At 62.5% G+C, this 256-nt stretch carries 1 protein-coding gene; it reads right to left on the reverse strand.

The window, feature by feature from the left end; all coding sequences use genetic code 11:
* On the reverse strand, positions 1–256 hold a 256-nt coding region (locus SB847_RS21550), incomplete at both ends, for a hypothetical protein (RefSeq protein ID WP_410578719.1).

Here is a 256-nt window from a genome sequence, read left to right on the forward strand (position 1 = left end):
GGAAGCCATCCAGGACGAGGTTGGTAACGTCCCGGAACAGCCCTTCACGGAAACTGTCCTCGTCGAAGTCTTCTCCGTCGCCCAAAAGGGACACCAAAGCCGATACGATCTGCCGGACCGACAACTGTCCGTCGCACGCTGAAACGAACCCTGCAAGCTCGGTGCTGAGCAGGTTGGTCCTGCGAAGGCCCGCTCCCTGCCGCAGGAGGATAACCCCGGGGTGGAAGGCTCCGGGCCGTTGATGCCGTTCCTCGGT

Origin of the sequence: Bacillus sp. SIMBA_026, assembly GCF_046535335.1 — a bacterium.
GTDB classification, from domain to species: Bacteria; Bacillota; Bacilli; order Bacillales; family Bacillaceae; genus Bacillus; species Bacillus velezensis.